The 24,681-nt window shown below is 64.0% G+C and carries 15 protein-coding genes, 3 rRNA genes and 1 riboswitch; of the genes, 3 read left to right on the plus strand and 15 right to left on the minus strand.

Annotation, left to right across the window (positions count from 1 at the left end; genetic code table 11):
- Positions 1-26: 26 nt before the first annotated feature.
- A riboswitch (TPP riboswitch) is annotated at positions 27-134 on the minus strand.
- 97 nt (positions 135-231) lie between these two features.
- Complete coding sequence (rimP, locus tag NQK35_RS04675) at positions 232-702, minus strand: ribosome maturation factor RimP (protein ID WP_257114684.1); 471 nt, start codon at positions 700-702, stop codon at positions 232-234.
- Between the two features lie 54 nt (positions 703-756).
- Between rimP and NQK35_RS04680 the strand changes: the two genes are divergently transcribed.
- Positions 757-1,779: a hypothetical protein gene (locus tag NQK35_RS04680; RefSeq protein WP_009211833.1), complete on the plus strand. Its 1,023-nt coding sequence runs from the start codon at positions 757-759 to the stop codon at positions 1,777-1,779.
- A gap of 35 nt (positions 1,780-1,814) precedes the next feature.
- Here NQK35_RS04680 and NQK35_RS04685 read toward each other — a convergent pair whose 3' ends face one another.
- The 5 genes from NQK35_RS04685 to NQK35_RS04705 all read right to left on the minus strand — a co-directional run bounded on the left by NQK35_RS04685 (position 1,815) and on the right by NQK35_RS04705 (position 8,954).
- Positions 1,815-2,864, minus strand: a complete 1,050-nt coding sequence (locus tag NQK35_RS04685) for a 3-isopropylmalate dehydrogenase (protein WP_048741104.1) — start codon at positions 2,862-2,864, stop codon at positions 1,815-1,817.
- Between the two features lie 141 nt (positions 2,865-3,005).
- A complete protein-coding gene (locus NQK35_RS04690) occupies positions 3,006-5,207 on the minus strand; it encodes an exo-alpha-sialidase (RefSeq protein ID WP_048741101.1) in 2,202 nt (733 codons plus the stop codon).
- Positions 5,208-5,647: 440 nt separating this feature from the next.
- Entirely contained in the window at positions 5,648-6,673 is a 1,026-nt protein-coding gene (ilvC, locus tag NQK35_RS04695; RefSeq protein WP_034230848.1) for a ketol-acid reductoisomerase, read from the minus strand.
- A gap of 2 nt (positions 6,674-6,675) precedes the next feature.
- On the minus strand, positions 6,676-7,188 hold the full coding sequence (gene ilvN, locus NQK35_RS04700) for an acetolactate synthase small subunit (RefSeq protein ID WP_257114685.1): 513 nt from the start codon (positions 7,186-7,188) through the stop codon (positions 6,676-6,678).
- Positions 7,188-8,954 carry an acetolactate synthase large subunit gene (locus NQK35_RS04705; protein WP_257114686.1) on the minus strand — a complete coding sequence of 589 codons (1,767 nt, stop codon included), beginning with the start codon at positions 8,952-8,954 and terminating at the stop codon, positions 7,188-7,190. Before NQK35_RS04705 ends, ilvN begins: the two co-directional genes overlap by 1 nt.
- A 334-nt stretch (positions 8,955-9,288) precedes the next feature.
- Between NQK35_RS04705 and NQK35_RS04710 the strand changes: the two genes are divergently transcribed.
- Positions 9,289-10,881, plus strand: a complete 1,593-nt coding sequence (locus NQK35_RS04710; RefSeq protein WP_009211840.1) for an aspartate:alanine exchanger family transporter — start codon at positions 9,289-9,291, stop codon at positions 10,879-10,881.
- Positions 10,882-11,092: 211 nt separating this feature from the next.
- Here NQK35_RS04710 and NQK35_RS04715 read toward each other — a convergent pair whose 3' ends face one another.
- The 9 genes from NQK35_RS04715 to gatC form a co-directional block, all read right to left on the minus strand.
- Entirely contained in the window at positions 11,093-11,248 is a 156-nt protein-coding gene (locus NQK35_RS04715) for a hypothetical protein (RefSeq protein ID WP_009211841.1), read from the minus strand.
- On the minus strand, positions 11,245-12,540 hold the full coding sequence (locus NQK35_RS04720; protein ID WP_009211842.1) for a threonine/serine exporter family protein: 1,296 nt from the start codon (positions 12,538-12,540) through the stop codon (positions 11,245-11,247). The genes NQK35_RS04715 and NQK35_RS04720 overlap by 4 nt, the downstream gene beginning before the upstream one ends.
- A 201-nt stretch (positions 12,541-12,741) precedes the next feature.
- Positions 12,742-12,858 (minus strand): 5S ribosomal RNA (gene rrf, locus NQK35_RS04725).
- A 142-nt stretch (positions 12,859-13,000) separates the two neighbouring features.
- Positions 13,001-16,127: ribosomal RNA gene (locus NQK35_RS04730) — 23S ribosomal RNA — on the minus strand.
- 323 nt (positions 16,128-16,450) lie between these two features.
- Positions 16,451-17,991 (minus strand): 16S ribosomal RNA (locus NQK35_RS04735).
- The 16S, 23S and 5S rRNA genes sit together here, the layout of an rRNA operon.
- 419 nt (positions 17,992-18,410) lie before the next feature.
- Positions 18,411-19,838 (minus strand): NAD-dependent malic enzyme, encoded by a 1,428-nt coding sequence (locus NQK35_RS04740; protein ID WP_009213503.1) that lies wholly within the window; start codon positions 19,836-19,838, stop codon positions 18,411-18,413.
- Positions 19,839-20,091: 253 nt separating this feature from the next.
- Entirely contained in the window at positions 20,092-21,588 is a 1,497-nt protein-coding gene (gene gatB / locus NQK35_RS04745) for an Asp-tRNA(Asn)/Glu-tRNA(Gln) amidotransferase subunit GatB (RefSeq protein ID WP_009213502.1), read from the minus strand.
- Positions 21,588-23,093 (minus strand): Asp-tRNA(Asn)/Glu-tRNA(Gln) amidotransferase subunit GatA, encoded by a 1,506-nt coding sequence (gatA, locus tag NQK35_RS04750; RefSeq protein ID WP_257114687.1) that lies wholly within the window; start codon positions 23,091-23,093, stop codon positions 21,588-21,590. The genes gatB and gatA overlap by 1 nt, the downstream gene beginning before the upstream one ends.
- Positions 23,093-23,389 carry an Asp-tRNA(Asn)/Glu-tRNA(Gln) amidotransferase subunit GatC gene (gene gatC / locus NQK35_RS04755; protein ID WP_048726911.1) on the minus strand — a complete coding sequence of 99 codons (297 nt, stop codon included), beginning with the start codon at positions 23,387-23,389 and terminating at the stop codon, positions 23,093-23,095. Before gatC ends, gatA begins: the two co-directional genes overlap by 1 nt.
- An 18-nt stretch (positions 23,390-23,407) precedes the next feature.
- On the opposite strand from gatC, the gene NQK35_RS04760 reads away from it, so the two are divergent.
- Positions 23,408-24,673 (plus strand): phospholipase D-like domain-containing protein, encoded by a 1,266-nt coding sequence (locus NQK35_RS04760; RefSeq protein WP_009213499.1) that lies wholly within the window; start codon positions 23,408-23,410, stop codon positions 24,671-24,673.
- The last annotated feature ends 8 nt before the right edge of the window (positions 24,674-24,681 follow it).

Here is a 24,681-nt window from a genome sequence, read left to right on the forward strand (position 1 = left end):
CTTTCGCGTGCGCGCACGAGCCCTCGTGGAAGAAGTGTCTGCGTCCCTACGCCGGTATGACCCGGATCAGGTGTGTCGGTCGGAGGCTCGCCTCCCTCTCAGCCCCTCGTCTCCGGGGCTCCCGTGCATCGGGTCACACCATACACGAATGTGACGACGCTATCAAACGTCGGCGAGACGGCATCGCGTCGGCCTCATCGCCGACAAGGACGCCGACCGGCGTCTTCTGTCCTATTGTCCAGCGCCGAATTCGATGCGAGAACGCGCCTTCCGCATGTCGCTGTAGGCGATGGTGGTGGCGTTGCCGTCGACGTCGATGGTCGCACCGGACTCGTCGGCGTCGACGACGCGTCCGCTGACGTGTCCGCCGGCACGCAGCTTCACGCGAACGAGTCGCCCGACTTGGCGCAGCCAGTGGTCGACCTTGGTGAGTTCGCGCTCGGCGCCGGGCGTGGACACCTCGAGCAGGTATTCGCCGTCGATCGGATCGGCGTCGTCCAGGGCTCGGGACACGGCCCGAGACACGTTCGCCAGGGCATCCGAGTCGACGCCTCCGGCGCCGATAGGCGCGTCAACGATGACCCGCAGGAGGGGTGTGTGGTCGGAGCGCGAGCGCGTCACCGATTCCAGCTCCAGGCCAGCCTGCTCAACGATAGGTGCGAGGAGTTCCTCAAGCGAAACGTCTGAGGTGGACGATGCCATAAGCGCCTGTCTTTCTTCTGCCGTACGCGGGTCAGTTACCTATCCTACCCAGGGGTGTGGGATGATGCGGGTGTGCGTTTCGCGAAACAGACTTTGAACACACGCCGCGCGCTGAGCGTTTTCGCCGTTGGCGCGGTGGTTGTGGCGTTGTCCGCTTGCCAGGCTTCCTCCCTGCCCTCGCTGTCGGGTTTCGAGGCCGTGAGGGACCAGGCGGCTCGGACCGAGTCGGCTGCTTCTTCCCGAGCCTCCCAGTTGGCGTCGCTTGCAACCGATTGCGCCTCCTGTTCGTCGGCTCTGCGCGCCGCCGCCGCTTCCTCCGACGAGCGTCTCGAGGCACTGGGCGGGCTGTGGGATCCGTGGGGTGGAGACACCCCCGATGGCGAATCGGCGCCTGCGGCCGTGTCTGAGGCACCCACCGAGGTTTCCGCGTACGTGTCGTGGCTGGCCAGGACCGCAACGAGAGACTTGGAGATCGCTTCCGACCCACATCGGTCGAGTTCTGAGCAGGCGCGTACCCTTGCGGCAGCCGCGCTGGGACGCTACGCGACGGCGGTGACTGTGAGCCGCGCCTACGGGATCGCGCTGGATTCCGGAGCGGACCAGGCACTCCTGATCAATGACCGTACCAACGCGGCCTCCCGACAGGGCGTCCAAACCTGGTCGATCGATCTTTTCGATTCCCCGTCGGTGACTCCCGTCTTTGCCCCGTCGGGGAAGGACCTGTCGTCCTCGGCGGAGCTGTCGGCGGCGGTGGCCACGTGGGATTGCACCGCCTCGACTCTCCCCAAGGCGCAGACGAGCGCGGGCACGCTGAGCGATGCCTACGACGTCTCCGGGGAGCTTCTTGTCCGTGCACAAACGGCTCTGCGCGCCGGGGCAGCGGACGCGCGCACACCGCGTTGCGAGCTCTCAACTCTGGATGCCGCTTCGTTGGCGTCGAACCTCCTGGCCGCCGATGCGGCCATGCTGGCCTCTGAATCGGCGTCCGTGCGTTCCGCTGGGGCGAGCGCCGCGCTGGTGGACATCGAGCAGTGGGCACCGCGCACGCCCCTTCCAGCGCTCATCGGCACACGCTGAGACCGGATCTGCTCCGCGCCCCGCGTGTTAGGCGCTCACAGTCGCGCGGCGATGTCGTCTCCGATCTGGGAGGTTGAGCGCACGAGCGGCGTTCCGGCCGCCGCGGCCTCGGCGCGCGCCGCCATGTCGGCGTCGATCGCCGCGCGCACGCGCTCGGCTTCCTCGGCGTATCCCATGAAGTCGAGCATGAGCGCGACCGAGGAGATGGTCGCGGTCGGATCCGCCTTGCCCTGCCCCGCAATGTCGGGGGCGGAGCCGTGCACGGGCTCGAACATCGAGGGGTACTCGCGCGATGGGTTAAGGTTGGCGGACGCGCTCAGGCCGATCCCACCGGTGACTGCGCCCGCCTCGTCGGTGAGGATGTCGCCGAAGAGGTTGTCGGTGACGATGACGTCGAAGCGGCCCGGGTCGGTGACCATGTAGATGGTGGCGGCGTCGATGTGACAGTAGTCGACGCGCACGTCGGGGTATTCCTCCCCCACCTCGTCGACGATGCGGCGCCACATGTGTCCGGCGTTGACCAGCACGTTGTGCTTGTGCACCAGGGTCAGGTGGTTCCTGCGGGACGAGGCAGCCTCGAAGGCGTAGCGCACGACGCGCTCAACGCCGTAGGCGGTGTTGACACTGACCTCGGTCGCAATCTCGTGGGGGGTACCGACCCTCACGGCGCCGCCGTTGCCGCAGTAGAGTCCCTCGGTGCCCTCGCGAACGACGACGAAGTCGATGTCGCCGGGATTGGCCAGGGGGCTGGGCACCCCCTCGTAGTACTTCGACGGGCGCAGGTTCACGTAGTGGTCGAGCGCGAAGCGCAGCTTGAGGAGCAGCCCTCGCTCGAGGACGCCGGAGGGGACGGAGGGGTCTCCGACCGCTCCCAGGAGGATGGCGTCGTGGCCCTTGATGGCCTGAAGATCGTCGTCCGTGAGTGTGTCGCCGGTGGCATGCCAGCGCCGCGCCCCCAGATCGAAGTGGGTCGTGGAGTAGGCGATGGCGCGGTCGGCCAGAACTCGGTCGAGGACCTTCAGGCTCTCGGGTACGATCTCCTGGCCGATCCCATCCCCGGGGATTACTGCGATTTTCAGTGTCATGCATCCATCTTCCCCGCTGACGCTTCCCTCGGCCCGCCCGGTCCGACCCGTGGGCTGTTTCATTGGTTACGCCGCCTCAGCGAGGCGGGGTCGCCGGAACATTCGTGCGTTCCGGCGACCCCGCGATCGGTATCGGGTTGATCAGATCCACGCGCCCGAGGGAGCGAAGAGGTACCAGCGCCCGTCAATCGTCTGCCAGCCGGTGACCATGTGGCCGTCGGAGGCGAAGTAGTACCAGGTGCGCCCAATCTGCTGCCAGCCGGTGAGCATGGCGCCGGAGGGGCCGAGGTAGTACCAGGTGGCTCCGAGCTGCTGCCAGCCGGTGAGCATGGCGCCGGAGGAGGACAGGAGGTACCAGCGTCCATCGACCTGCACCCAGCCGGTGTTCATGATGCCTGTCGCTGGATCGATGTAGTACCAGCTTCCGCCGCTCATGAGCCATCCGGTCACGCGGGCGCCGTACGCGTTGTAGTAGCTCCAGGCGCCATCCTGGTTATCCCAGCCTGTGACCATCATGCCGTTGGCGTCGAAGCGGTAGGTGGCCTCGCCGATGGTGAGGGTTCGAGAGGTGGCGAACGTGGAGTCTTCGAGTTGCCACTTCCACCCGTTGCCGGTGTTGACCCAGTGGGCGGGCTCCGTCGTGGGGGCGGGATCCGGCCTCGGCTGCGGCGTGGGGGCGGGTCCCTCACCGGGATCGGTGAGGCCGAGGTAGGAGGCGTCCATCCTCATGAATTCGATGTTCTTGTAGCCGCCGGACTCATACAGCAGGCCCCAGGTTCCGTCGGCGAGGGGGTGCAGCGTCGAGTAGGCCATCTCGCCGCTCTCGAAGACCTTGCCGTCACTCCAGGTGAAGCCGTCGTCGTAGGACACGCGCACCGTGCCGTTGGCGCGGGCGCTGGCGGAGTCCGCGTTCGAGAAGAGCAGCACGCGGGCGCGAGCCGAGCCCTCGGGGGCATCCGGGTAGGCGCGCACGATCGACGCGTTGTTGCGCGGATCGGTCAGATCCCAGTTGTGCCGGAAGGGTCCCCAGGTCTGGCCTCCGTCGTAGGAGATCGCCTCTAGGCGCTGCCCTGCGGTGCCCTGCGTGCGCGAGTTGAGAAGGAGACGCCCGTCGGAGAGCTCGACCACCTTGTTCTCGTCGGCGCTGCCCTCGGTGGGCGCGCCCGGCTTCCAGGTGGCTCCGTGGTCGTCGGAGTAGACCGAGACGGCCATGAGCGAGGTGGTACCGGCGTTGGCGACGGCGTACTGCTGGATGAGGCGGCCGGCGTGTGCGCCGTAGCGTAGCTGGATGCCTTCGCCGGAGGAGGCGAAGCGGGTGAACCACTCGCTCTCGTGCCCGGCGGTGACCTGGTCGGTGATGGTGCGCGGGTTCACCCAGGTCTCACCGTTGTCGTGGGATTCGATGACGTGGGCGTGCAGGATGTTGCGTGCGCTCGGGTCGGTTCCGAGCTGGGACTTGAAGAGGCCCGCGTCGTAGGACTTGACGGAGAAGAGGAAGATCGTTCCACTCGTGCGGTCGACAACAAAGGAGGGATCGGAGTATCCGACCTTGTCCGCACCGGGGGTACCGGCGATTGCGGTCCTCACGGGGGTCCAGGACTTGCCGCCATCCTTCGAGATGCGGTAGATGATCGAGTTTGCCTGGGGGGCGTCCTGGCAGTTGTCGGGGCGCCCATCCCATGCGGCCAGGATCCAGCCGTTGGTGGCGGTGGTCAGCGCGGGAATTCGGTGGCAGGTGAAACCGGCGAGGCCGGGGGAAGCGAGGCGGACCTTGTCGCCAATCGCGTAGTCCTGCGGGGTCTCCAGCGGGTCCGGGGCCGGGGGACGCTCACCCTGGGCGACGGTCACCGGGTCGACGTTGGCGGTGATGTCGCCCGCGATAACGTTCGTTCCCTCGCGGTCCCGCGTCGCGGCCCAGGTGGAGGTGGGGGTGAAGTGTCCGGCCGCAACATCGTCGGCGGTCACGGTGTGTGTGGCGGTCGTGCACTGCTTGGTGGCGTGCGCGGGCAGGTTGTGCCAGCGGCAGTTGGGGGCACCGGTGGTCAGCACACCGGACAGATTCGAGGCGACCGGGAAGACGGTGAGCGCACTGTCCGTGTTGTTCGTGTACGTGAAAGTGACGGTGATGACGTCACCGGCGTAGACCGTCTCACCATTGGAGTCGGTTCGCGAGGCGGTGACGGTGATCGGGGTCGAGTCTGCATCGGTCGCTAAGGTAGATGCGCCGTTCGTGGTCGCAGTGTCACTGTCTGGCGTAGCCAGCGCTGGGGCGGCCAGGGACGCGCACAGGAGTGCAGCGCCCGAGGCAGCGGCGAGGGCTCGCCCAAAGTGGCGGAGGGTCATCGTTGCTCCTTCCGGGACGGGTTGTCAACATGCGGCTGGCACATCGGGGCTGGCCGGCCACAAGATTCATCATACAAATTTAGATGCTCGCTAACCAGTTGTATGAGAAACATCGTCACAGCAGCGATCCATAATTGCTTGCAAACCCGCTGGATATTCCCGTCCGTTCCCCCTCGCCACTCGACCAATCCGCACAGAAACTAACCACTCCCCTATCCCCGGCGTGCCGCAGGCCTCTGCGCCTGTCCAACTCCCCCCTGAACGCCTCGCACGGCGCCGCCGCGCCGCGCTGGCTCCCCTGCGGCGGCTGGGATGTCCCAACGACGAGGGGCGAGCCTGCCCAACCGCGGGCAGTACTCGAACCGAACAGAAGCGACCCCGGCCTCGTTCCGAGAGCGGAACGAGGCCGGGGCGCTATCGCGCGAGGAAGAGCGAAGGAATCAGCGCGCGGCGCTGCCCTCGGTGTAGTCCTCGTCGGAATCGGTCCAGCCGAAGGCCTTGCGCAGCTTCTGGCCGGTCTTCTCGATCGGATGGGCCTCTTCCTCGGCCCGCAGCGCCTTGAACTCCAGCGCTCCGTTATCCTGGTCGGCGATGAACCTGCGGGCGAAGGTGCCGTCCTGAATGTCTGCCAGGACAGCCTTCATAGCCTCCTTGGAGGACTCGTTGATGACGCGCGGACCCGAGACGTAGTCGCCGTACTCAGCGGTGTCGGAGCACGACCAACGCTGCTTGGTGATGCCGCCCTCGTTGATGAGGTCGACAATCTGCTTCATCTCGTGGCAGACCTCGAAGTAGGCGATCTCGGGCTGGTAGCCGGCTTCGACCAGGGTCTCGAAACCCGCCTGGATCAGGTGGGAGACGCCGCCACACAGGACAGCCTGCTCGCCGAACAGATCGGTCTCAGTCTCCTCGGTGAAGGTCGTCTTGATGACGCCCGCGCGGGTGCCGCCGATGCCCTTCGCGTAGGACAGGGCCAGCTCCCAGGCCTTGCCGGAGGCGTCCACCTCGACGGCGACGACGTCCGGGGTGCCCTTGCCCTGCACGTAGGTCTCACGGACCTTGTGGCCGGGGCCCTTGGGGGCGACCATGATGACGTCGTGACCGGCGGGAACCTCGATGTAGCCGTAGCGAATGTTGAAGCCGTGCGCGAACAGCAGGGCCGCACCCTCCTTGAGGTTGGGGGCAATCTGCTCGGCGTACACGTAGCGCTGCACCTGGTCGGGAAGCAGGACCGAAACGACATCGCCCTCGGCCACGGCCTCGGGGACGTCCTTGACCGTCAGTCCGGCCGCCTCGGCCTTCGCCCACGAGGAGGACCCGGGGCGCAGGCCGACGACCACGTCAACTCCGGAATCCTTCAGGTTGAGCGCGTGCGCATGACCCTGCGAGCCGTAACCGATAACGGCAACCTTCTTGGACTGGATCAGCGACAGGTCTGCGCCGTCGTCATAGATGATCTCTGCCATTGTCATTTCTCCTTCAGTTGATCCGTGATCGAGCGCGACCCGCGGCCTATCGCCACGGCGCCCGATTGGACGAGTTCGGTGACGCCGTAGGGCTCAAGTGCCCGCAGCAGCGCCTCCAGCTTGGATAGCGAGCCGACCGATTCAATAACGACCGACTCCGGTTGGACGTCGACGACGTGCGCACGGAAGAGATCCACGATCTGCAGGACCGAGGTGCGACGTGTTTCGTCTGCCTGGACCTTCATGAGGAGCAGGCGTCGTTCGACGGATTCTTCAGGTTCAAGCTCAACGACCTTGAGGACGTTGATGAGCTTGTTGAGCTGCTTGACCACCTGCTCGATGGGCGCGGAGTCGGCGTCTACGATGATGGTCATGCGGGAGGCCTCTGGGTGTTCGGTCTCCCCCACTGCCAGCGACTTGATATTAAACGCGCGGCGGGCAAAGAGCGCGGCGACGCGGGTGAGCACGCCGGGCTTGTTTTCGACCAGCACGGCCAGAGTGTGTCGATTCGTCATCAGTCTTCCACCTCCCAGTCGGGCGCCATTCCCTTGGCGTAGCGGATCTCGTCGTTGGACACACCGGCGGCGACCATCGGCCACACCATCGAGTCCTTCGACACTCTGAAGTCGATGAGGACGGGCCGGTCGTTGATGGACATGGCCCATTCGATGGCGGCATCCACCTCGTCGATTGAGCGCACGGTGCGCGCAGCCATCCCGTAGGCCTGGGCAAGCATCTCGAAGTTGGGGATCTGTTCGCCCTCGCTCGGATTCAGCGTCGTGTTGGAGTAGCGCTTGCCGTAGAACAGGGACTGCCACTGGCGCACCATGCCCAGCACCGAGTTGTTGATGAGCGCGACCTTGATCGGGATGCTGTTGACCGTGCAGGTCGCGAGCTCCTGGTTGGTCATCTGGAAGGACCCGTCGCCGTCGATTGCCCACACGACCTTGTCCGGAGCCCCCACCTGCGCTCCCATGGCCGCGGGAATGCAGTAGCCCATCGTGCCCGAGCCACACGATGAGATGAAACTGCGCGGCTCGTCCAGCGTGACAAACTGAGAGGCCCACATCTGGTGCTGGCCAACGCCCGTCACGTAAACCGCGTCGGGGCCGACGGCGTCGGAGAGCTTCTTGAGGACCTCCTGAGGAGCCATCATCCCATCGCTCGGCTGGGTCCACCCGATCGGATACTTGGTCCGCAGGCGGTCGAGGTAGCGCCACCATCCGGAGATGTCGGCCTTGCCCTCGGACTGCGCCTGGGCGATATGCTCGGAAAGGATCGGAAGCGCGGTCGCCAGATCGGCAACGATCGGAATGTCGGCGTGCCGGTTCTTCGAGATCTCTGCCGCGTCAATATCGATGTGGATGACCCTCGCGCGCGGCGCGAACGAGTCGAGGCGGCCGGTGACTCGGTCGTCGAAGCGTGCGCCGAGGGCAACGATGAGGTCGGCGCGTTGGAGCGCACCGACCGCGGCGACCGTGCCGTGCATGCCGGGCATGCCCAGGTTGTGGCGATCGGAGTCGGGGAACGCTCCGCGCGCGGTCAGCGTGGTGACCACGGGCGCGTTCGTCAGCTCAACGAGGCTCGCCAGCGAGTCGGTCGCTCCCGAGCGCACGGTTCCTCCGCCCACGTACAGCACCGGCGCCTGCGCGTCGGCGATGGCGCGTGCCGCGGCGCGCACCTGCTTCATGTTCGGCTTGTCTGCGACGCGGTAGCCGGGAAGATCGATGACCGGGGGCCACGAGAAGTCCATCTCGGTCACCTGCGCTGACTTGGTGATGTCCACGAGGACGGGGCCGGGTCGGCCGGTTCCCGCCAGGTGGAAGGCCTCGGCGAGGCGCGCCGGGATCTCGGCGGGATCGGTGACGAGGAAGGAGTGCTTCGTGACGGGCATGGATGCGCCGACGACGTCAGCTTCCTGGAAGGCGTCCGTGCCGATCAGGGATGCGCCCACCTGTCCGGAGATCACGACGATCGGCACGGAGTCCATGCACGCGTCCCCGAGGGCCGTGAGCACATTCGTAGCCCCGGGGCCGGAGGTGACCAGGGCGCAGCCGGTCTTTCCGGTGGCCAGCGCGTATCCTTCGGCTGCGTGGCCGGCGCCCTGCTCGTGGCGCACCAGGATATGGCGGATGGTCGTCGATGCCATCAGGGGGTCGTACGTCGGCAGAATCGCGCCGCCCGGCATTCCGAACACATCGGTCACTCCGAGCGCTTCGAGGCTCGCAACGATGGCCTCGGCTCCGGTCATGCGGGTGGTGGTGCAGGTCTCGCTCACCATTCGTCCTCTCAATTGTTGGGACCGTCTCAAAGAAAAAGCCCCGTCAACTCCGAGCGTCATCTCGGATGCGGGGAGCAGGCGTGCGACCCATCCTCTCGTTACGCGGCAGGCATCGCACGCCCGGGTACGATAACCAGGGCAACAATTCCAATCCCGCGAACGTTCAGCATGGCTTTACCGTATCGTTCCTGGGCGGGCCGCTCGCGATCATCTCATTGTTCGGACCGTTCCTCCTAGCAGGCGATCTAGGACCATGTGCTGGCACGAGGGGGACGCGCAGCTGGTTTAATGGACCCATTCCTAGTATCACAATTCACACAACGGAGTTTTCATCGTGCAACAGGTCTTCGAGATCTTGAGCCAACAGCCCGTGCTGTTCCTCTTCCTGTTGATCGGGATCGGAATGGCTTTCGGGCACCTGAAGATCAAGGGCATCAGCCTCGGCGCCGCCGCGGTCTTGTTCTTCGCCATCGTCACGGCCGCCTGGGCTCAGTCCTACGGAATCGAACTGAGGGTCACACCGCAACTGGGCACCCTCGGCCTGACTCTCTTCACGTTTGCCATCGGCATCAACTCGGGTGCTTCCTTCTTCCACAATTTCAAGACCGCCATCGGTCCGATCCTCACGATGGTGGCGTTCTACGGCATAGCCGCCACCGCGGGTCTGTACATCGGCAAGGCGATGGGGATGGACGTTCCACTGATCGCCGGCACGTTCGCCGGCGCGGTGACGAACACCCCCGCGCTGGCGGCGGCGGGCGAGGCCAGCGGAGACCCCGCGCGTGCCACCGTCGGCTACTCGATTGCTTACCTCTTCGGTGTCATTGGAATGCTGGTCGCGTCGATGGCTGCCCTGCACTACGGGCGCAACGACAAGGACACGCCGTCTCCTCTGGCCAATCGGACGATCAGGGTCGAGCGCGACGATCATCCTTTCGTGGGCGACATCTACGAAAAGCTCGGCGAGAAGGTGTCCTTCTCGCGCCTGCGTCGAGGCGAAAGCGGCCCCATCACACGACCGGCGATGTCCGACACGCTTGACCCCGGAGACCTGGTGACGGTGGTGGGGCCGCGCGAGCTCGTTGCCCGCGCAGCCACCGAGCTGGGGCACGCATCCTCTCACTCGCTCATGCAGGACCGCTCCTACCTCGACTTCCGGCGCGTGACGATCTCCAATCCGAAGATCGCGGGGCGAACGGTCGCATCGCTTGCCCTCGCCAAGGATTATTCGGCGACAATTTCGCGCGTGCGCCGCGGCGACGTCGACATGGTCGCCGAACCGGGTCTGGTCCTGCAGCAGGGTGACCGTGTCCGCGTCGTCGCTCCAACATCGAAGATGAAGGAGATCACCAAGTTCTTCGGCGACTCGACTCGAGGCCTCACTGACCTGAACCCCATCGCGTTGGGCCTGGGAATGGCCATCGGCATCGCCATCGGTGAGCTGCCGATCCTCACCCCGTCGGGCGAGTACTTCTCCATCGGCTCGGCCGCCGGCACCCTCATCGTTGGCCTCATCTTTGGACGAATCGGGCGCATCGGTCCCATCGCGACGGCGCTGCCGTTCACGACCTGCCAGGTGCTCGCCGAGGTTGGGCTCCTGATCTTCCTCGCGCAGGCTGGCGCCAAGGCGGGTGGCCAGATCCTTGAGGCATTCACGTCCGGCGACTGGATCCGTATCTTTGCATTGGGCGCGATCATGACGCTGATCATGGCGATCGGCCTGTACGCCACCATGCGGTGGGTGTTCAAGATGGGCGGCACGAAGCTCGCAGGCCTTCTGGGCGGCGCCCAGACACAGCCCGCCGTGCTGGCATTCGCCAATGGCCGCACCAACGCCGATCCCCGCGTGGCGCTCGGGTACGCCCTCGTGTACCCGGTCGCTATGGTCGGAAAGATTGTCGTCGCTCAGATCCTCGGCGGCATGTGACACAGGCTACGGCGGCGGAGGTCTTCGCACCACCCACAGGCTCCGCCGCCATGCCAGCGGGCGGGGACCCCACTCCTCCCCCGCCCGCGCGAATGGGGTCGGCCCTCCGGGTCGGCCCCATTCGTTTGTCTTCGCTCGCTCCCGACTCTCTCCGACGCGTTTGAGGCCGCGACCGGTCTCCCGGCCACGGCCTCGAACGCGTCACTGGTTCCTAGCGCACGAGCAGCGCCCGGAGTACTTTGGCGACGATGACGCCCCCGAAGATAATCGCGATGTTGCGACCGACTGCGCGGATCTCCTCGCGATTGATCTCGTACTCGGCGCTCACGCGCGGCGGCAGCACCGCCATCTCTATCTCGACTCTCATGCGTTCTCCTCCTCGTATTCCCATAGGTTGGGGACTCGGTCCTGCTTTTCAACGAGCCAGTTCTTATCGGTGAGCATGCGCGAGAGTGCCAGGCCCATTCCGATGGCGACGATCGTAAACATGACCGTCACGAGCGCAGCGATCGCGTCGTCAATCTGCGCGTTGTTGAGGTAAGTGAGTGCCCGATACAGCGGCACTCCGGGGATCATGATGACAACGGCGGGAACAGAAAGGGTCACGCGGGAGAACCGCGTCTTGCGCGCGACGAAAACCGCGAGCAGCCCCGCGGCGAGCGCCGCCAGTCCGACAGCCGCGGGAACGGGAACGTGCAGCTCGAGGGCGAGGCCGATGCGCGCGGTGTTGATGACGGCGCCAATCATTGCGGCCGCGAAGCACACCCGGTGTGGCGAGTTGAAGAGCATCGCGAAACCGTACGCCGCGACGAAGCTCGTCGCAAACCTCAGAATATAGTGGAGCCAGGGCACCAGGGCCACGCCGTACTCAGGGGTGACCGACCAACCAAAGATCGCAGAGATCGCCCATACGGCGACTCCCGCGGACATGACGAGCATGACGACATAGACGAGCCGACCGACTCCGCCCTGGAAGTCCTGCCGCACGAGATCGATGAGCCCCGTGACGAGAGGAAAGCCGGGAACGAGGAACAGCAGCGCGGAAATGAAGCCCGCCTGGTGGGTGCTCTCCAGACCCAGGAAGTGCTGGGCGGGTGCAACGAGCAGGATGTAGATCATCGCCGCGAGGGCCCCGCAGGCCATCCACACACCGAAGTGATTCATGTGTCGCACGAGCATCTGACGGCGCAGCGCCTGGCCGAAGAAGGAAGCGACCGCCACGGCGGAGCACTCAACCCATCCGCCGCCGTTGAGAAACGCGAAGGCCGCACAGGCGAGGCCCGAAGCAAGCGCGTTGGAAAACCAGTCGTACAGTCCAGGCACGCGCGCAATCTTGTCGAGCTCTTCCGAGACGTCCTCGACCCGCACGGACTTGCCCCTCAAGGAGGCAACGTAGTTGTTGATGCGGTCGATCTTGTCCGCGTTCACGCCCATGAGTCGTTGCTCGGCCAGCTCCGTGCGGAACGTCCCGTTGGCGTACGCGGTGGCCACAATCTCCGTGTACGTCACCTGGGCGCGGTGCTCGGAGATTCCGACGGCCCTGGCGACGTCCGCCATCGACTTCTTCACACGGTAGGCGCTGGCTCCAAAAGACAGGAGCATCTGTCCGAGGCGAAGAACAACCTGCGACTGATGGGCAAGGCGATCGTGGGCCGCCATGCGGTGGGCAAGGACCTCGTTGCTGCCATCGTGGCGTTGATGGGGCCCTCGCGGGAGTACAGAATTGACCATGCCTATAGCATCCCACGTGCCACGCGAAAAGTGGGCGACGTTGGTCCCCGCGTGTGTTGTTTGTGGGTGTGTGTGGGCGGACCGGGGCGCCCCTGGTGTGGGGGTGTCCCGGTCCGCTTGTTTGGTGTGTTGTGGCGGTGTCCTACTCTCCCACAACCTGTCGGTTGCAGTACCATTGGCGCTGCCGGGCTTAGCTTCCAGGTTCGGAATGGTGCTGGGCGTTTCCCCGGTGCTGTGACCACCACAAGTTTTGTTGTTCAACCGCCCCCCTGGGGTTTGCGTTGTTGCGCGTCCCGCGTTCTTTCGGGGGGTGTGGGTTGATCGTGGTTTGTATAGTGGTTGCGGCTTTTGCTGCACGGCCCGCCCCCTTGTGGGGGGGGTGCGTGTTGTTGTTTAGTGTTGGCCCATTAGTACCAGTCGGCTCTCGAGCACCTCGCGGTGCTTCCACCTCTGGCCTATCAACCCGCTCGTCTGGCGGGGGCCTCTCACCCCACGGTGGGGGCGTGGAAACCTCATCTTGGAGCAGGCTTCCCGCTTAGATGCTTTCAGCGGTTATCCCTTCCGAACGTAGCTAACCAGCCATGCACCTGGCGGTACAACTGGCACACCAGAGGTTCGTCCATCCCGGTCCTCTCGTACTAGGGACGGCCCTCGTCAAGTTTCCTGCGCGCACAGAGGATAGGGACCGAACTGTCTCACGACGTTCTGAACCCAGCTCGCGTACCGCTTTAATGGGCGAACAGCCCAACCCTTGGGACCAACTCCAGCCCCAGGATGCGACGAGCCGACATCGAGGTGCCAAACCATGCCGTCGATATGGACTCTTGGGCAAGATCAGCCTGTTATCCCCGGGGTACCTTTTATCCGTTGAGCGACCACGCACCCACGTGCCATGGCCGGATCACTAGTTCCTGCTTTCGCACCTGCTCGACCCGTCGGTCTCACAGTCAAGCTCCCTTGTACACTTGCACTCGCCACCTGATTACCAACCAGGCTGAGGGAACCTTTGAGCGCCTCCGTTACATTTTAGGAGGCAACCGCCCCAGTTAAACTACCCACCAGGCACTGTCCCCAACCCGGATCACGGGCCAAGGTTGAGGTGACCGCTTGAACCAGAATGGTATTTCAACGACGACTCCACCACCGCTGGCGCGGCAGCTTCACAGTCTCCCACCTATCCTACACAAGTCCAAGCGAACACCAATACCAAGCTATAGTAAAGGTCCCGGGGTCTTTCCGTCCTTCTGCGCGAAACGAGCATCTTTACTCGTACTGCAATTTCACCGAGTTCATGGTTGAGACAGCGGAGAAGTCGTTACGCCATTCGTGCAGGTCGGAACTTACCCGACAAGGAATTTCGCTACCTTAGGATGGTTATAGTTACCACCGCCGTTTACTGGGGCTTAAATTCACCGCTTCACACCCCAGGGGGGTGTTAACAGTTCCTCTTAACCTTCCAGCACCGGGCAGGCGTCAGTGCGTATACATCGCCTTACGGCTTCGCACGCACCTGTGTTTTTGATAAACAGTCGCTTCTCCCTATTCTCTGCGACCCCACAACCCCACCCCCACGCGCGGCGGAGGGAAGTCACGGGGTCCTCCTTATCCCGAAGTTACGGAGGAATTTTGCCGAGTTCCTTAACCATGATTCACTCGAACGCCTCGGTATACTCTACCTGACCACCTGAGTCGGTTTAGGGTACGGGCGCGTCATGCCCTCACGTCGAGGCTTTTCTCGGCAGCATAGGATCACCACAAGTCCACACACGCGTGTGTCCCTCATCAGTTCTCACCCACAATGTCCCCCGGATTTACCTGAGGGACGGGCCACAACCTTAAATACGCACAACCATCGGCGCACTGCAGCTACCTGTCTGCGTCACCCCTGTTAACACGCTTGCCTACCATCACCGGGACCCCAAGACCCACACACACCACCACCACCCGAAAGCGGAGGCGGGGCGCGGGCAGATTGGTTAGCACAATGACGTCAGCATGGACGGTCACAACGCGGTACCAGAATATCAACTGGTTGTCCATCGACTACGCCTGTCGGCCTCGCCTTAGGACCCGACTAACCCAGGGCGGATAAACCTAGCCCTGGAACCCTTAGTCAATCGGCGCTGCGGATTCTCACCGCAGAATCGTTACTCATGCCTGCATTCTCACTCCCACACAATCCACCAGAAGTCCCCTCCAGGCTTCACCTCGTGCAGGACGCTCCCCTACCCAACAACACACCAGCACTCCAGTTCCTGGCGCCAGCATCACATGTTGTTGCCACAGCTTCGGCGGTACGCTTGAGCCCCGCTACATTGTCGGCGCAGAACCACTTGACCAGTGAGCTATTACGCACTCTTTCAAGGATGGCTGCTTCTAAGCCAACCTCCTGGTTGTCACCGCGACTCCACATCCTTTCCCACTTAGCGCACGCTTAGGGGCCTTAGCTGATGATCTGGGCTGTTTCCCTCTCGACTACGAAGCTTATCCCCCGCAGTCTCACTGCCACGCTACACCTAATGGCATTCGGAGTTTGGCTGACGTCAGTAACCCATCGGGCCCATCGGCCATCCAGTAGCTCTACCTCCACCAGGGACCACGCAACGCTGCACCTAAATGCATTTCGGGGAGAACCAGCTATCACGGAGTTTGATTGGCCTTTCACCCCTACCCACAGTTCATCCCCCAGGTTTTCAACCCTGGTGGGTTCGGTCCTCCACACAGTCTTACCTCTGCTTCAACCTGACCATGGGTAGATCACCCCGCTTCGGGTCTAGAACACGCGACAAACGCCATCTTTCAGACTCGCTTTCGCTACGCATACCCCACACGGGTTAAGCACGCCACGTATCACTAACTCGCAGGCTCATTCTTCAAAAGGCACGCCATCACCCCACAAGGCTCTGACGGCTTACAGGCACACGGTTTCAGGTACTATTTCACTCCCCTCCCGGGGTACTTTTCACCATTCCCTCACGGTACTATGCACTATCGGTCATCAAGTAGTATTTAGGCTTACCAAGTGGTCTTGGCAGATTCACACGAGATTCCACGAGTCCCGCGCTACTCGGGCACCACATCCACGCCACACAACACAGGTCCGCTTACACGACTCTCACGCTCTCCGGTCAGCCATCCCAGACTGTTCAACTCCCAACACAATGCGACGCGACCCCCCGGCAGAAGGATCCAACATGGCCCCACAACACCAAACACGCAACGGCCGCCGCCTCTGACACGCATCTGGTTTAGCCTCCTCCGCTTTCGCTCGCCACTACTCACGGAATATCTTCTCCTACGGGTACTGAGATGTTTCACTTCCCCGCGTTCCCCCCACCACCCTATACACGTTCAGATGATGGTAACCCAGCACAACCCAGGTTAGGTTCCCCCATTCGGACACCCTCGGATAATAACGCTCGCTCGCCAGCTCCCCGAGGCATATCGCAGGCCGCAACGTCCTTCATCAGCTCTTGATGCCAAGGCATCCACCGAATGCCCAACAAAACTAAACAAAACACAAAAAACAGTACAGAACAAATATGCTCGCAACCACTATACAAATCACAAACAACCCACCACACACAACCCACGCCCAAAACCTCAGGCGGGTCATGCAGGCCAACCACCACAACAGGTGGACGCCAACACGGTGTTGAACGTGAACCCGACAGCGTGTCTGCTCGCGACAACTTCTATGCCCAACCCCAAAAAACGCACCCACACCCACCACCCACTAGCGGGCAGTGAACACATGCGAGCACAAGAAGAACAAACCCACACACCAACCACAAAAGGCCACCATGCACGCTTGCTCCCCACAAAAAGGGCTCCCTAGAAAGGAGGTGATCCAGCCGCACCTTCCGGTACGGCTACCTTGTTACGACTTCGTCCCAATCGCCAATCCCACCTTCGACCACTCCCCCCGCAAAAGCGGTTAGGCCATGGGCTTCGGGTGTTACCAACTTTCGTGACGTGACGGGCGGTGTGTACAAGGCCCGAGAACGTATTCACCGCAGCGTTGCTGATCTGCGATTACTAGCGACTCCACCTTCATGGGGTCGAGTTGCAGACCCCAATCCGAACTGAGACTGGCTTTAAGGGATTCGCTCCACCTCACAGTATCGCAACCCTCTGTACCAACCATTGTAGCATGCGTGAAGCCCAAGACATAAGGGGCATGATGATTTGACGTCATCCCCACCTTCCTCCGAGTTAACCCCGGCAGTCCCCCACGAGTCCCCACCATCACGTGCTGGCAACATAGGGCAAGGGTTGCGCTCGTTGCGGGACTTAACCCAACATCTCACGACACGAGCTGACGACAACCATGCACCACCTGCACACGACCAACTAAATGCCACCACATCTCTGCAGTGCCGCCGTGCATGTCAAGCCTTGGTAAGGTTCTTCGCGTTGCATCGAATTAATCCGCATGCTCCGCCGCTTGTGCGGGCCCCCGTCAATTCCTTTGAGTTTTAGCCTTGCGGCCGTACTCCCCAGGCGGGGCACTTAAAGCGTTAGCTACGGCGCAGAAACCACGGGTGGCCCCCACACCTAGTGCCCAACGTTTACAGCGTGGACTACCAGGGTATCTAATCCTGTTCGCTCCCCACGCTTTCGCTCCTCAGCGTCAGTAACGGCCCAGAGACCCGCCTTCGCCACCGGTGTTCTTCCTGATATCTGCGCATTCCACCGCTACACCAGGAGTTCCAGTCTCCCCTACCGCACTCAAGTCAGCCCGTACCCACCGCACGCCCCCAGTTAAGCCAGAGGATTTCACGGCAGACGCGACCAACCGCCTACAAGCCCTTTACGCCCAATAATTCCGGACAACGCTCGCGCCCTACGTATTACCGCGGCTGCTGGCACGTAGTTAGCCGGCGCTTCTTTACCCACTACCCTCACCACAACCATTGTTGCGGCTTGACCATGAGCGAAAGAGGTTCACAACCCGAAGGCCTCCATCCCTCACGCGGCGTCGCTGCATCAGGCTTGCGCCCATTGTGCAATATTCCCCACTGCTGCCTCCCGTAGGAGTCTGGGCCGTATCTCAGTCCCAATGTGACCGGTCACCCTCTCAGGCCGGCTACCCGTCAAAGCCTTGGTAGGCCATCACCCCACCAACAAGCTGATAGGCCGCGAGCCCATCCCCCACCAGAAAAACCCTTTCCACCAACCCCCATGCGAAGACCAGTGAATATCCAGTATTAGCACCCGTTTCCGGGCGTTATCCCAAAGAAGGGGGCAGGTTACTCACGTGTTACTCACCCGTTCGCCACTCATCCACCCAACAAAAGCTGAGCTTCAGCGTTCGACTTGCATGTGTTAAGCACGCCGCCAGCGTTCGTCCTGAGCCAGGATCAAACTCTCCGAACAAAAACACAAACGTTAAAGCCCAGAAAAACCAACCAAACAAAACCGCCTAGCCAGCAATCCCAACCAAAAACACTCAAAAACAAAAAACAGGCATAAAAAACAAACAAACACACTATCGAGTTCACAAACAACACCCACACACCCCAGACAACCAAGCCACAAAACCCAGCCACCACAGCGGTGAACCACCACCACAAACCCACAAACAAGCTCGCGGCGACAGGTGAATAATCTACCCACCCCCACACCCAAAGTCAAACCCAAACCATGTAACCCCCACCACACACCCCACAAACACCCACAACACAACGAAAAGTCGCTCTCGACATCATGTCGTTCCCGCTGCCTCGGCAGGAAAAACGCGGGCCCGGCCGCACGCCTCGCGCACGGCCGGGCCCGTTTTTGGGTCAAAATGACTCTCAGTTCACATCCATGTCGGGCTGCACCGGGATGTCGACGGTGGGCAGGTCGCGCACGGCGCGACGAACGGCCTTGGACACGGCAGGGGCAACGCGCTTGTCGAAGGCACCGGGAATGATGTACGACGGCGACAGTTCGTCGTCGGAGATGACGGAGGCGATCGCCACGGCGGCGACGCGCAGGACCTCCGTCGTGATCTCCTTGACCTTGGCGTCGAGGAGACCGCGGAAGAGGCCGGGGAAGGCCAGGACGTTGTTGATCTGGTTCGGGTAGTCGCTGCGCCCGGTGGCAACGACGGCGGCGTGCTTGCCCGCGCCAATCGGATCGACCTCGGGGGTGGGATTCGCTAGCGCAAACACGACCGCGTCCGGCGCCATTGTCGCAATGTCTGCGGGTTCCAGGATGTTGCCCGAGGACACGCCGATGAACACGTCCGCGCCCGCCAGGACCTCCTTGAGGGAGCCGTGGACGTGCCGGGGGTTCGTCGCCTCGGCCAGTGCGCGACGCGACGGATGCATGCCGTCGGTGTCGTCGCCCGACAGCGCGCCGTTGCGTCCGCACCCGATGATGTCGCGCGCGCCCTGAGCAAGGAGAAGCCGGATGATAGCGTTGCCGGCGGCTCCCACCCCAGAGACGACGATGCGCACGTCTTCGATCTTCTTGCCCACAAGCTTGAGCGCGTTGATGAGCGCCGAGAGCACGACGATTGCCGTCCCGTGCTGGTCGTCGTGGAAGACGGGGATGTCGAGCTCGGCGCGCAGGCGCTCCTCAATTTCGAAACAGCGGGGTGCGGAGATGTCCTCAAGGTTGATGCCGCCGTAGGCCGGGGCGATGGCCTTGACGATAGAGATGATCTCCTCGGTGTCCTTCGTGTCCAGGACGACAGGCCAGGCGTCCACGCCTCCGAACTCCTTGAAGAGGACCGCCTTGCCTTCCATGACGGGCAGGGCGGCCTCCGGTCCGATGTCTCCCAGGCCGAGGACGGCGGTTCCGTCGGAGACAACCGCGACCGTGTTGGCCTTCATGGTCAGCAGGTGCGCCTTCTGGGGCATGTCGTGGATCGCGGTGCACACGCGCGCCACGCCCGGCGTGTAGGCGCGCGACAGGTCGTCTCGGTTGCGCAGCGGCACCTTCGAGTGAATCTCAACCTTCCCCCCGATGTGACTCATGAACGTCTGGTCTGCCACGGACTCGGAGCTGACGCCCGGCAGGGTGTTGATTGCGTCGCGGACCTCGCGGCGGTGCTCGGAATCGCGCATGTCGCACGTGAGATCGATGATGATGCGCCCGCGGTCCGAGTCGGCCACATCCAGGCCCTTGATCTCCGCTCCGGTTGCGGAAACCACGTCAACGATCGAGGCGATGGATGTCGTCTTCTCGTCCACCTCGATGCGGTAGGAGGCGGTGTACGACGGCGAAGTGCGCATGGTTGTCCTTTCTTCGGGCGCCCGACCCCCTCGGTCCGGCTATCCTCAAGCGCTCATCCTAGGTATCTTTCGGCCCCACCCGACAGGGGAAGGCCACAACGTGGACACGAGACTCCACACCGAGGAGGCCAAGGCCCGTTCCCCTGCGACCCTTCGCGTGCGGCGGCGGCCACTTCCCGCCTGCTGGGCGGGCACTGACGGCCGGGGGCTGGGATCTACGAGATCCCAGCCCCCGGCACAAGCAGGCGTCGCCTCAGGCGCCGACCATCTCCATGATCAGCTCGCGTACGCGGGCCGCGTCAGCCTGCCCGCGAGTCGCCTTCATGACCGCGCCCACCAGGGCGCCGGCCGCCTGGACCTTGCCGCCCTTGATCTTCTCAACGATGTCGGGGTTGGCGTCCAGGGCCTCCTGGACGGCGGCGGTGAGTGCACCGTCGTCGGAGACGACCTCGAGGCCTCGGGCCTCGACGACCTGCGCCGGGTCACCTTCACCCGCGAGGACCCCTTCGAGGGCCTGACGCGCCAGCTTGTCGTTGATGCGACCCGAATCGATGAGCCCCTGCAGCTGCGCGACCTGCTCGGGGCTGACCCCGGCCTCGTCCAGGGAGACCTCGCGTTCCTTGGCGCGGCGCGAGATCTCACCCATCCACCACTTGCGCGCGGAGGCGGGATCGCATCCGGCGCCGACGGTGGCCTCGATGAGTTCGAGCGCGCCGGCGTTGATGACGTCGCGCATCTCCATGTCCGCGTATCCCCACTCGGCGCGCAGGCGGCGCCGCTTGGCCACGGGGAGCTCGGGCAGGGAGGCGCGCAGCTCCTCGACCCACGCCCGATCCGGACGGATCGGCACCAGGTCGGGCTCGGGGAAGTAGCGGTAGTCCTCGGAGTCGGACTTCTCGCGGCCCGAGGACGTGGAGCCGTCATCCTCGTGGTAGTGGCGGGTCTCCTGCAGGATGTGCCCGCCCTCGGACAGGATCTTGGCCTGCCGCTGCATCTCGTAGCGGACGGCCGAGGCGATCCCGCGGAAGGAGTTCACGTTCTTCGTCTCCGTGCGCGTGCCCAGCGGAGAGTCGGGCGTGGGACGCAGCGACACGTTGATATCCGCGCGCACGTTCCCGCGCTCCATGCGAGCCTCGGACACGTCGAGCGCCCGGAAGATGTCGCGCAGGGCCTGCACGTAGGCGGCGGCCACCTCGGGGGCGCGCTCGCCGGCCCCTTCGATCGGGCGGGTGACGATCTCAACCAGGGGAACGCCCGCACGGTTGTAGTCCACGAGCGAGTGATCCGCGCCCTGAATACGCCCGTCCGCGCCGCCGATGTGCGTGTTCTTGCCCGCGTCCTCCTCCATGTGTGCGCGCTCGATGTCGACGCGGAACATGGTGCCGTCCTCCAGTTCGACGTCCACGTAGCCATCGTGAGCGATCGGCTCATCCGACTGGGAGGTCTGAAAGGCCTTCGTCAGGTCCGGGTAGAAGTAGTTCTTGCGCGCGAAGCGACAGTACTGCGCGATCTCGCAGTTCAGCGCCAGGCCGATCTTGATGGCATACTCGACGGCCTTGCGGTTCACGACGGGCAGCGAGCCGGGCAGGCCCAGCGACACGGGGGTCACGTACGTATTCGGGTCACCGCCGAAGGCGTTGGGGGCAGCATCGAACATCTTGGTCGCCGTTCCCAGCTCGACGTGCACCTCGATGCCGAGAACCGGGTCGAAGCGGCGGGCGGCCTCGTCGTAATCCATGAGCTCACTCATCACTTTTCCTCCCAGGTAGCTGCGGGGCACTGACCCGCGACGTCGGAGCTGAGGGCCTCCACGAGGGACGCCACCTTGTACATGACCAGGTCGCCGCGCGCCGGGGCGAGAACCTGGAATCCGATCGGCAAGCCCTGCGACGACACCGCGTTGGGGACGTTCACGCCGGGGATTCCCGCGAGGTTGGCGGGGATCGTGGCAACGTCGTAGAGGTACATGGCCAGGGGGTCGGAGGTCTTCTCGCCGAACTTGAAGGCCGTTTCGGGTGCCGTCGGCGACACGAGGACGTCGACCTGCTCGAAGACGGCGTCGAAGTCACGCTGGATGAGCGTGCGCACCTTCTGGGCGCTGCCGTAGTAGGCGTCGTAGTATCCGGCGGACAGCACGTGAGTGCCCAGGATGATGCGGCGCTTCACCTCGTCGCCAAATCCCGCCTCGCGGGTGGCGGCCATGACCCGCTCCGCGGTGACGGGCCCCTCGGTGGGCTCGACGCGGATTCCGTAGCGCATGCCGTCGAAGCGAGCCAGGTTCGAGGAGACCTCGGCGGGCATGATCAGGTAGTAGGCGCCCAGCGAGTATTCCAGGTGCGGGCAGGAGACCTCGACGATCTCGGCACCGGCCTCGCGCAGCTTTTCGACGGTGGCGTTGAAGGCGTCGATGACGTCCTTCTGGTAGCCCTCGCCGCTCAGCTCCTTGACGACGCCGACCTTCAGGCCCTTCATGTCACCCTGCGCGGCGACGGACTCGACGGCCTGCGTGAGCGCGGGAACCGGCTCGTTCAGGGAGGTCGAATCGTTGGGGTCGAAGCCGCCGATCAGCTCGGTGAGGGCGGCGGCGTCGGCGACCGTGCGGGTGACGGGGCCGATCTGGTCCAGGGACGAGGCCATGGCCACCAGGCCGAAGCGCGACACCGCACCGTAGGTGGGCTTCGCGCCGACCGTTCCGGTCACGAACGCTGGCTGGCGGATCGAGCCGCCCGTGTCGGAGCCGAGGGCCAGGGGCACCATGAAGGCCGCGACCGCGGCGGCCGAGCCGCCGCCGGAGCCACCGGGGATGCGCTCTAAGTCCCAGGGGTTCTTCGTCGCGCCGAAGGCGGAGTGCTCGGTGGAGGACCCCATGGCGAACTCGTCCATGTTGGTCTTACCGACGATGGGCAGGCCGGCTTCCTTGATCTTGGCGGTGACGGTCGCGTCGTAGGGGGGCTTCCAGTCTCCCAGGATCTTCGAGGCGCAGGTGGTGCGCAGGCCGCGCGTCACGATGTTGTCTTTGATGGCGATGGGCACGCCCGCCAGGCGGTGCAGGTCCTCCCCCGCTGCGCGGCGCGCGTCCACGTCGGCGGCGGTCGCCAGTGCGCCCTCGCGGTCGACGGTGATGAAGGCGCGGACGCGATCGTCGATGGCGTCGATACGGTCCAGGCAGGCCCGGGTCAGCTCGACCGAGGTAATGTCCCCGGCGGCGAGCATGTCGGCCAGTTCGAGGGCGCTCTTCTTCAACAGGTCGTTCATCAGTCCTCCCCCAGGATCTGCGGCACTAGGAACATGCCGTCCTGCGCGGCGGGCGCCTGCGCGAGCACCTCGTCTCGGTCCACGGTCGGCCCCACTTCATCCTCGCGCCACACGTTGGTGAGCGGGATCGGGTGTGAGGTGGCGGGCACGTCGGGGGTCGCGACCTCCGACACCTTGGAAACGGCGTCGGCAATCGCGTCGAGCTCACCCGCGAAGCGCGTGATTTCCTCGTCGGTCAATGCGATATGGGCCAGGCCCGCGACGCGGGCGACCTCGTCAGTACTAATGCGTGACATGTGTGGCATCCTACCCGTATGGCCTTTTCACAGCGACGTCAACTCACCAGGCAGACGTGGTCGATCCTCAAGAAGGTGGGGATCGCGGTGGCGGCCGCGCAGGCGGCTGCGATTGTCACGGTGCACGCGATCGACCGGATGCGCACGGCCCGCATCCCCGGCGGCGTGCACGGTTTCCCCGCGCTTCCCCCCGCGGACACGAGGATCGGTCAGACCGTGGCGCGCACGTACACGGAGGGAACCTCCCTGTACGAGGACATGCTGGAGGCCATCGCGGGGGCGCAGCATCACATTTACTTCGAGACCTTCATCTGGCGCTCGGACCGGTGGGGGCAGCGCTTCAAGGATGCCCTCATTGACGCGGCGGCACGCGGGGTAGAGGTCTTTTGCGTGTGGGATGGCTTCGGGGTTTTGAACCAGGATCGTGCGTTTTATCGTTTCCCGCGGATGAGGCACTTGCACGTGCGTCGCTTCCCGACGTTGCGTTCGGGCTTGTTCACGCTCAACATTCGCCGCACCGGCCAGGACCACCGCAAGATCCTGGTGGTGGACGGCGAGGTCGGCTTCGTGGGGGGCTACAACATCGGTGATCCTTTCGCCAACGAGTGGCGCGACACGCACGTTCGGATCAGCGGCGAGGCGGTGTGGGAGCTGGAGAACGGGTTCGTCGACTTCTGGAATCACTTCCGTCCCGCGACGTGCCCGGCGTTGCCCGACCAGGGGGCCAGGGCGTGGAGCGCCGAGGTGACCGCCCACTTCAATCTTCCCCACAACCTGCTCTACCCGATTCGCGGCATGTACATTGACGCGATCGAGCGGGCGACCGACCACGTGATGATCACGACCGCGTACTTCATCCCGGACCGCGAGGTGTTGGCTGCCCTGATCGCGGCGGCTCGGCGGGGCGTGCGCGTGGAAGTCCTGATCCCCGAGTATTCGAACCACATCATGGCGGACTGGGTAGCGCGGCCCTGCTACGGCGAGCTCCTGCGCGAGGGCGTGAGCATCTGGCTCTACCGCCACGCGATGATCCACTCCAAGACGATGACGGTGGACGGGCGCTGGTCCACGATCGGCACGGCGAACATCGATCGTCTGTCCATGCGCGGCAACTACGAGGTGTGCCTGCAGTTCCACTCGCGCGAGCTGGCCGAACGCATGGAGGAGATCTTCGCCAACGACCTGACGACCTCCCGCCGCCTGACGATCGAGGAGTGGGAGGAGCGCTCGATGCTCACCCGCGTCGGCGAGGTGCTGCTGGGCCCCTTCGAGCCGCTCGTGTAGGGCGCGCC

The sequence above is a fragment of the Schaalia odontolytica genome (genome assembly GCF_024584435.1).
GTDB lineage: Bacteria > Actinomycetota > Actinomycetes > Actinomycetales > Actinomycetaceae > Pauljensenia.

Coding starts and splice junctions, on each gene's coding strand:
- rimP (WP_257114684.1), bottom strand. CDS start 702: ATGGCATCGTCCACCTCAGACGTTTCGCTTGAGGAACTCCTCGCACCT.
- NQK35_RS04685 (WP_048741104.1), bottom strand. CDS start 2,864: ATGACACTGAAAATCGCAGTAATCCCCGGGGATGGGATCGGCCAGGAG.
- NQK35_RS04690 (WP_048741101.1), bottom strand. CDS start 5,207: ATGACCCTCCGCCACTTTGGGCGAGCCCTCGCCGCTGCCTCGGGCGCT.
- ilvC (WP_034230848.1), bottom strand. CDS start 6,673: ATGGCAGAGATCATCTATGACGACGGCGCAGACCTGTCGCTGATCCAG.
- ilvN (WP_257114685.1), bottom strand. CDS start 7,188: ATGACGAATCGACACACTCTGGCCGTGCTGGTCGAAAACAAGCCCGGC.
- NQK35_RS04705 (WP_257114686.1), bottom strand. CDS start 8,954: ATGGTGAGCGAGACCTGCACCACCACCCGCATGACCGGAGCCGAGGCC.
- NQK35_RS04715 (WP_009211841.1), bottom strand. CDS start 11,248: ATGAGAGTCGAGATAGAGATGGCGGTGCTGCCGCCGCGCGTGAGCGCC.
- NQK35_RS04720 (WP_009211842.1), bottom strand. CDS start 12,540: ATGGCGGCCCACGATCGCCTTGCCCATCAGTCGCAGGTTGTTCTTCGC.
- NQK35_RS04740 (WP_009213503.1), bottom strand. CDS start 19,838: ATGCGCACTTCGCCGTCGTACACCGCCTCCTACCGCATCGAGGTGGAC.
- gatB (WP_009213502.1), bottom strand. CDS start 21,588: ATGAGTGAGCTCATGGATTACGACGAGGCCGCCCGCCGCTTCGACCCG.
- gatA (WP_257114687.1), bottom strand. CDS start 23,093: ATGAACGACCTGTTGAAGAAGAGCGCCCTCGAACTGGCCGACATGCTC.
- gatC (WP_048726911.1), bottom strand. CDS start 23,389: ATGTCACGCATTAGTACTGACGAGGTCGCCCGCGTCGCGGGCCTGGCC.
- NQK35_RS04760 (WP_009213499.1), top strand. CDS start 23,408: ATGGCCTTTTCACAGCGACGTCAACTCACCAGGCAGACGTGGTCGATC.